The following is a 6,630-nucleotide window of genomic DNA, read 5'->3' as shown; positions in this document are numbered from 1 at the left end:
GTCCAACCTCGTTCACCCAGTCCGTGAAGACCGGGTCGGTGTCCGTCGCTCTGACTCGACAAAAGTTACGCCACCAACCACACCAACGCAAATCGGCAGGTCGACCCATGCTCGCGGGGTATTCGCGCAGCTCGGCCCCGGGGCGCCGGGTCATCGCGCCCACTACACGCTGCAGGGTGCGCGTGTGATGCCAGCCACAGCCCGAACCTTCACTGCGGCAACATCGTTCACCCCCGAGTCGCGTTCCGGCGCACACCGTCCACGTGCTCCGGCACCGCAATGTCCCCCGCGAGATCAGCGGCAGGTTCGGCGTCGCCGAGCGCCTCCCACACCGGAACAACTCCGGCCCATACGTCTCCCCGCTCGATGTCGAGGTCGTCGTCGACCGGTCCACCTGACCGCGACTTCACCGATGCCTCGTACATCGAAAGCGCCAGAACCGCGGTGGCTGCAAGCTCTTTCCGAGTATGTGAACGCAGGTGAATGCTTCTTCCGGGGACCACCTGCTCGACGATCGCGTCCAATGCTCGAATCCGTTCGTCGGCGTCCTCCACTCGGCGAGGTCGTCCGACCACAACGGCGCTTCGATAGTTCATCGAATGATGAAATGCCGATCGAGCCAGGACGAGCCCGTCGACGACAGTCGCAGTGACGCAGATGTCCTGATCCGGAGCGTCGATCATGCTGCGTGACGCCACTGATCCATGCAGATACAGCGTGCCTTCCCTGTCCGGACCGGCGGGATCCACGCCGAACACGGTAGGTACGACGCGAGGCACTTCATCCACGATCACGCCGATGTGGCATATGCGCGCCGAGCGCAGTACGTCGAGCAACGCTGCGCGTTCGAGGCCGGCGCGATGCCTCCCCCGCATCACTACCGTTCGCGCCGTCGGGGAAAGAGGCACGTCGTCGACTGTCATGGTTTCCAGGATGCGGGACGAGTGGCCTTTCGTCATAGTCCAATAGAGCTGCTTTTGTTCAGGCCACTTCGACGCGGATACCGAAAGAGACCACAACCCCATGCTCCCGATCTCCCTGTCGATCACCCTCGATCGCGCCGACGCTCGGACGTTGCCCGTCCAACTGGCGGATCGCATCCGGTCCGCAATCGACGACGGAGACCTGCAGCCCGATTCTCGATTACCCAGCACCCGAGCACTTTCCGTCGATCTGGGCATCGCGCGTGCAGTCGTGGAGAAGGCTTACGAACAGCTTGTCGCAGAAGGTTGGCTCGATGCCCGACGCGGTTCGGGTAACTATGTCCGACACATCCCCCGCGCACCTCGATCGATTGCGATGGCGTCGAGCGCACACACCACACCACGAACACCCCCGCGGATATCGCTCCGTCCGGGAATCCCGTGGACTCCGCCCTCGGCATCCGATGCCTGGAAGCGCGCGTGGCGCGACGTCGGCGGCACACCACCTCCCGGCGACTATCCCGATTCCGCCGGCACGCTCGAACTGAGGACTCGCGTCGCCGATCTACTCCGCCGCGCCCGCGGGCTGCACACCACACCGGCGTCGATCGTGATCACGACGGGCAGCATTCACGGCCTCGACCTGGCCCTGGGTGCGCTTTCCGCTGCCGAATCGGTCGAACACGTTCTGGCACTGGAGAATCCAGGCTACAAATCCGCCGCTGCGCTCGCGACACATCGCGGGTGGTCCTTGCACGACGTCCCCGTCGACCGCGATGGCCTGATCGTCGAACAACTCGACTCGACTCCCCCACGAACACCGGCCGTGTACGTCACGCCGTCGCATCAATATCCGACCGGCGCATTCATGCCCATCGGCCGTCGACGTGCGCTGGCGGACTGGGCTCACAGCAACGATTCCATGATCATCGAGGACGACTACGACTCCGAATTCCGTTACGGCGTAGCACCTTTGCCCACCGTGGTCGAACTCGCACCCGACCGGACCGTGTACCTCGGCACCGTATCCAAGACCCTCGGTGCCGGGATCCGTCTCGGCTGGATGGTGGCACCTCGGTCGATGGTCGACCGCATCTCGGCAACGCGCCGCGTGATCGGCGATCATCCCTCGGTTCCCGTCCAGCATGCGATGACGTCCATCTTGCGCGACGGCGAATGGGACAGAGCCGTCCGAACGGCCCGGCGGCTCTATCGAGCCCGCGACCGCCTGGTCGCGGCCGCGCTGGCCAGGTTCGGCGAACTTCGCGGAGTCGGAGCCGGCCTGCATACCGTGTTGATACTCGACAGTGCCGCAGCGCGCGACGTCGCTACCTCATGCGCCGCGAGGGGCGTGGACGTACCGACGCTCGAACACTCGACCCGCTCCCACACAGCCCGGGGTGGAATCGTCGTCGGATACGGATCCGTCTCCGACGACGAATTGGACTATGCGATAAGCATATTGGTCGAGGCGCTGGAAGCTACGCTGCTCAGCTGACCCGCTCGATACTGCCACCGAGTGCACTCAGGTTCTCGACGAATCGCGGATAGCCGCGATCGATGTGAAACACGTCGTGCACCTCCGTCGTACCGTCGGCCACCAGTCCCGCGAGAACCAAGCCGGCCCCGGCCCGAATATCGGAGGACCACACCGGTGCGCTGGACAGCTGTGGCACACCGCGAACCACGGCGTGGTGGCCGTCGGTGCGCGCGTCGGCCCCGAGCCTGATCATCTCCTCGACGAACCGGAATCGTGCCTCGAAGACGTTTTCGGTGATCATCGACGTACCGTCCGCGACTGTCGCAAGTCCGATTGCCATCGGCTGCAGGTCGGTCGGGAACCCCGGATACGGAAGCGTCGCAAAATTGACCGCTCGCGGTCGCTCGTGTTGCACGACGCGGAAGCCGTCGGGCTCGCTGGTGACCTCGGCGCCTGCGGACCTCAATTTGTCCAGCACCAACGACAGGTGCTTTGGGTTCACACCGCGGACTCGCACGTCCCCACGAGTCATGGCAGCGGCGATTCCCCACGTGGCGGCGACGATGCGATCGCCGATCACCCGATGGGTCGTCGGCTTCAGCGCGCTCACACCACGAATGGTCAAAGTCGAGGTGCCTGCACCTCGGACGTCGGCACCCATCTCGTTCAGCATGTTGCATACGTCGACGATGTCCGGCTCACGCGCGGCGTTGTCGATCACCGTCTCCCCGGTGGCCAGGACTGCGGCCATCAAGATGTTCTCGGTGGCACCGACGGACGGAAACGCCAGTCTGATGTTCGCGCCGCGCAATTCGTCTGCTTCCGCAACGACACATCCGTGTTGGATCTCGCTGCGTGCCCCGAGCAATTGAAGACCGGACTGATGCATGTCGAGGGGACGCGACCCGATCGCGTCTCCGCCCGGCAGTGCGACGACAGCTCTCTTGCACCGCGCAACCAGCGGCCCCAGCACGCACACCGAAGCTCGGAACTGGCGAACCGCCGCGAAATCGGCGTGATACTTCGGCATGGCCGGAGTGGTGATGTGAACGACCGATCCCTCCAACTCGACCTCACAGCCGAGCCCGCGCAACACCTCTGCCATCAGTGGCACGTCCAGGATGTCGGGGCAGTTGGTGATCGTGCTGGTGCCCTCTGCCAGCAGCGCTGCCGCCATCAATTTGAGGACGCTGTTCTTCGCACCACCGACCGCCACCTCACCGACGAGGCGATTTCCACCGTTGACCACAAAGCGTTCACTCACCTCGACAGCGTAGCCAGCGGGACCGGCCGACACCCGCGCGGTACCGTAGCGCGCATGGCCGTCCACCTCACCCGCATCTATACGAGAACCGGCGACGACGGGACCACCGGGCTGAGTGATTTCTCGAGGGTGTCCAAGAACGACGAACGACTCATTGCCTACGCGGACTGCGACGAGACCAACGCGAGTCTCGGTGTGGTTCTCGCCCTCGGCAACCCGCCCGAATCGGTTCATTCGGTGATCCGCACCATCCAGAGCGATCTCTTCGACGCGGGGGCCGATCTGTCGACTCCGGTCGTCGAGAATCCGCAGTACCCGCCTCTGCGCATCGATCAGAGCTACGTCGACCGGCTCGAAGGCTGGTGCGACGAGTTCAACGAGGATCTCCCCGCACTGACGTCGTTCATTCTGCCGGGCGGAACGCCGCTGGGAGCGTTGCTACACGTGTCGCGAACGGTGGCCCGACGGGCGGAGCGGTCGGCATGGGCTGCGGTGCACGCGAGCCCGGAAACAACGAGTGCATTGCCGGCGAAATACCTCAACCGGCTCTCGGATCTGCTGTTCATTCTGAGCCGATACGCCAACCCCGAGGGCGACGTCCAGTGGGTTCCCGGGTCGAGCCGCGCTTCGAGCGACCCGACTACCGGCGACAGCTGATCAGGCCGCCGGTCGGCGGCGACGCGATCGGCCGGAGGGACGAGATTCGACCCAGGACAGGAAAGCGGTCAACGCACTTCTGTCGAGGGCGATCTCGAAATACTTACCATTGTCGGACAGTTCCAACACGGCGATGTCCGGTGTCATGATGTCGAACTCGGTGTCTCGTGGGGCTCGTCGATCACCCACGTGAATGTCCTGCCTACCCAGCCGATGATCGGGGCCGGGGCGAAGACTGGACAGCTTGAAGAAAACGAGAGTGTTGTCTCCGTACCGAATGATGCCGTGACGCCAACCGGCACCACCGTCCGTCGGCAACACCCGCATGATCGCGGCGGTTCCCCCGCGCCGTAGAACCATCAGACGGTACGCAAAAGCCGCGACGAGCCCTGCGAGCAGCACAACCAGAATGATCAGAACAATCAATCCGTAGTGCATCGCAGGTCTCGTCGCGGCTTCTCGTGAACCTAGGACCGCTCGACAGCGCGGACACGACCCTTGGCCACAGCAATGGCCTCGAGGTCGTCGCCGTTCTCTGCCACTACAGCCCGTGCCGCCTCGACATCGATGTCGTCGGCGAAATCGGCCGATTCTGCCAGCACGGTGACCGTCTTGCCGGTCACCGACAGGAATCCACCGTGGACGGCTGCGATGAGCTTTTCGCCGTCCGTGGTCGTGATCGACACCGTGCCGCCCTCGATCAACTGCCCGAGGACAGGCTCGTGGCCCAGCATGATGCCGATCTCACCTTCGGTGGTCTGAGCGCTGACGATGGTCGCGGTACCGGACCACAGCTTTTGCTCCACAGCGACCAGGGAGACCTCCATGCCGCTCTTCTCGGAAGAAGTCACGTCGGTCTACTTTCCGGCCATCTTCTTCGCGGCTGCCTCGACATCGTCGAGACCACCACAGCTGTTGAAGGCCTGCTCGGGAAGGTGGTCGTACTCACCCTTGGTGACCTTGTCGAATGCCTCGATGGTGTCGGAGAGCGACACGACCGAACCGGCCTCGCCGGTGAACTTCTCGGCAACGATGAAGTTCTGGCCGAGGAACTTCTGGAGGCGGCGTGCACGGCCGACCAGAACCTTGTCCTCTTCCTGAAGCTCGTCCATACCGAGGATGGCGATGATGTCCTGCAGCTCCTTGTACTTCTGCAGGATCCGCTTGACCTCGTTGGCGACGCGGAAGTGCTCCGCACCGACGATGCCGGGCTCGAGGATGCGCGAGGTGGAGCTCAGCGGGTCCACAGCGGGGTAGATACCCATCTGCGAAATCGGACGCGAGAGCTCGGTCGTCGCATCGAGGTGCGCGAACGTCGTGGCCGGAGCCGGGTCGGTGTAGTCGTCGGCGGGAACGTAGATCGCCTGCAGCGAGGTGATCGAGCGTCCACGGGTCGAGGTGATTCGCTCCTGGAGCTCACCCATCTCGTCCGCCAGCGTGGGCTGGTAACCGACGGCCGACGGCATACGACCGAGAAGGGTCGACACCTCCGAACCTGCCTGCGTGAAGCGGAAGATGTTGTCGATGAACAGAAGAACGTCCTGTCCCTGAACATCGCGGAAGTACTCCGCCATGGTCAGTGCCGACAACGCCACGCGCATACGCGTGCCGGGCGGCTCGTCCATCTGGCCGAAGACGAGGGCGGTGTCCTGGAGGACGCCCATCTCTTCCATCTCGAGGTGAAGGTCGGTGCCTTCACGGGTGCGCTCTCCGACTCCTGCGAACACCGAGGTGCCCGAGAACTCGCGTGCGATACGGGTGATCATTTCCTGGATCAGAACGGTCTTGCCGACACCGGCACCACCGAACAGACCGATCTTTCCGCCCTTGACGTACGGGGTCAGGAGGTCGATGACCTTGATGCCGGTCTCGAGGATCTCGGTCTTGCCCTCGAGCTGATCGAAGGCTGGTGGCTTGCGGTGGATGCCCCACTGCTCGCCGTCGCGGCCGAGTCCGGGGGTGTCCAGGCAGTCGCCGAGGGCGTTGAACACGTGGCCCTTGACGACGTCACCGACGGGAACCGAGATCGGCTTGCCCGAGTCGATGACTGCAGTGCCGCGGACGAGTCCGTCGGTGGGCTGCATCGAGATGGTGCGAACCAAGTTGTCACCGAGGTGCTGTGCAACCTCGAGCGTCAGGGTCTTGGCCACGGTCGGCAGAGTGATCTCTGCGTTGAGGGCGTTGAACAGTGCGGGAATCGAGCCGCGCGGGAACTCGACGTCCACAACGGGGCCGATGACCCGAACGACACGGCCGGACTGAGTGTCCGCTCCGCTCGCGTTCTCTTGGGCTACTGCTGCGGTCAT

General features: G+C 64.0%; 7 protein-coding genes. 2 read left to right on the top strand and 5 right to left on the bottom strand.

The window, feature by feature from the left end; genetic code table 11:
- Positions 1-227: 227 nt before the first annotated feature.
- Positions 228-923, bottom strand: coding sequence for a pyridoxamine 5'-phosphate oxidase family protein (locus tag AB0362_RS24660; protein WP_317549837.1), 696 nt, complete (start codon positions 921-923; stop codon positions 228-230).
- A gap of 100 nt (positions 924-1,023) precedes the next feature.
- On the opposite strand from AB0362_RS24660, the gene AB0362_RS24655 reads away from it, so the two are divergent.
- The gene (locus AB0362_RS24655; RefSeq protein WP_317549838.1) at positions 1,024-2,421 is read left to right on the top strand and encodes a PLP-dependent aminotransferase family protein; all 1,398 of its coding nucleotides are present in this window, start codon (positions 1,024-1,026) and stop codon (positions 2,419-2,421) included.
- Here the strand turns inward: AB0362_RS24655 and murA are convergent.
- Complete coding sequence (gene murA, locus AB0362_RS24650) at positions 2,414-3,667, bottom strand: UDP-N-acetylglucosamine 1-carboxyvinyltransferase (RefSeq protein ID WP_317810843.1); 1,254 nt, start codon at positions 3,665-3,667, stop codon at positions 2,414-2,416. The genes AB0362_RS24655 and murA overlap by 8 nt on opposite strands.
- 54 nt (positions 3,668-3,721) lie before the next feature.
- Here murA and AB0362_RS24645 point away from each other — a divergent pair, with 54 nt between their 5' ends.
- Positions 3,722-4,324 carry a cob(I)yrinic acid a,c-diamide adenosyltransferase gene (locus AB0362_RS24645; RefSeq protein ID WP_269595650.1) on the top strand — a complete coding sequence of 201 codons (603 nt, stop codon included), beginning with the start codon at positions 3,722-3,724 and terminating at the stop codon, positions 4,322-4,324.
- Here AB0362_RS24645 and AB0362_RS24640 read toward each other — a convergent pair whose 3' ends face one another.
- From AB0362_RS24640 to atpD, 3 genes are read right to left on the bottom strand one after another with little or no spacing between them, the layout of a single operon-like run.
- Positions 4,325-4,762: a DUF2550 domain-containing protein gene (locus AB0362_RS24640; protein ID WP_068048245.1), complete on the bottom strand. Its 438-nt coding sequence runs from the start codon at positions 4,760-4,762 to the stop codon at positions 4,325-4,327.
- Between the two features lie 29 nt (positions 4,763-4,791).
- Positions 4,792-5,151, bottom strand: a complete 360-nt coding sequence (locus AB0362_RS24635; protein WP_037193376.1) for a F0F1 ATP synthase subunit epsilon — start codon at positions 5,149-5,151, stop codon at positions 4,792-4,794.
- Positions 5,152-5,181: 30 nt separating this feature from the next.
- Complete coding sequence (gene atpD, locus AB0362_RS24630; RefSeq protein ID WP_094638681.1) at positions 5,182-6,630, bottom strand: F0F1 ATP synthase subunit beta; 1,449 nt, start codon at positions 6,628-6,630, stop codon at positions 5,182-5,184.

Origin of the sequence: Rhodococcus sp. NPDC079359 (assembly GCF_040702585.1) — a bacterium.
Lineage (GTDB): Bacteria > Actinomycetota > Actinomycetes > Mycobacteriales > Mycobacteriaceae > Rhodococcoides.
Note: the sequence above shows the minus strand (reverse complement) of the source record. Positions and strands in the feature narration are given on the sequence as shown.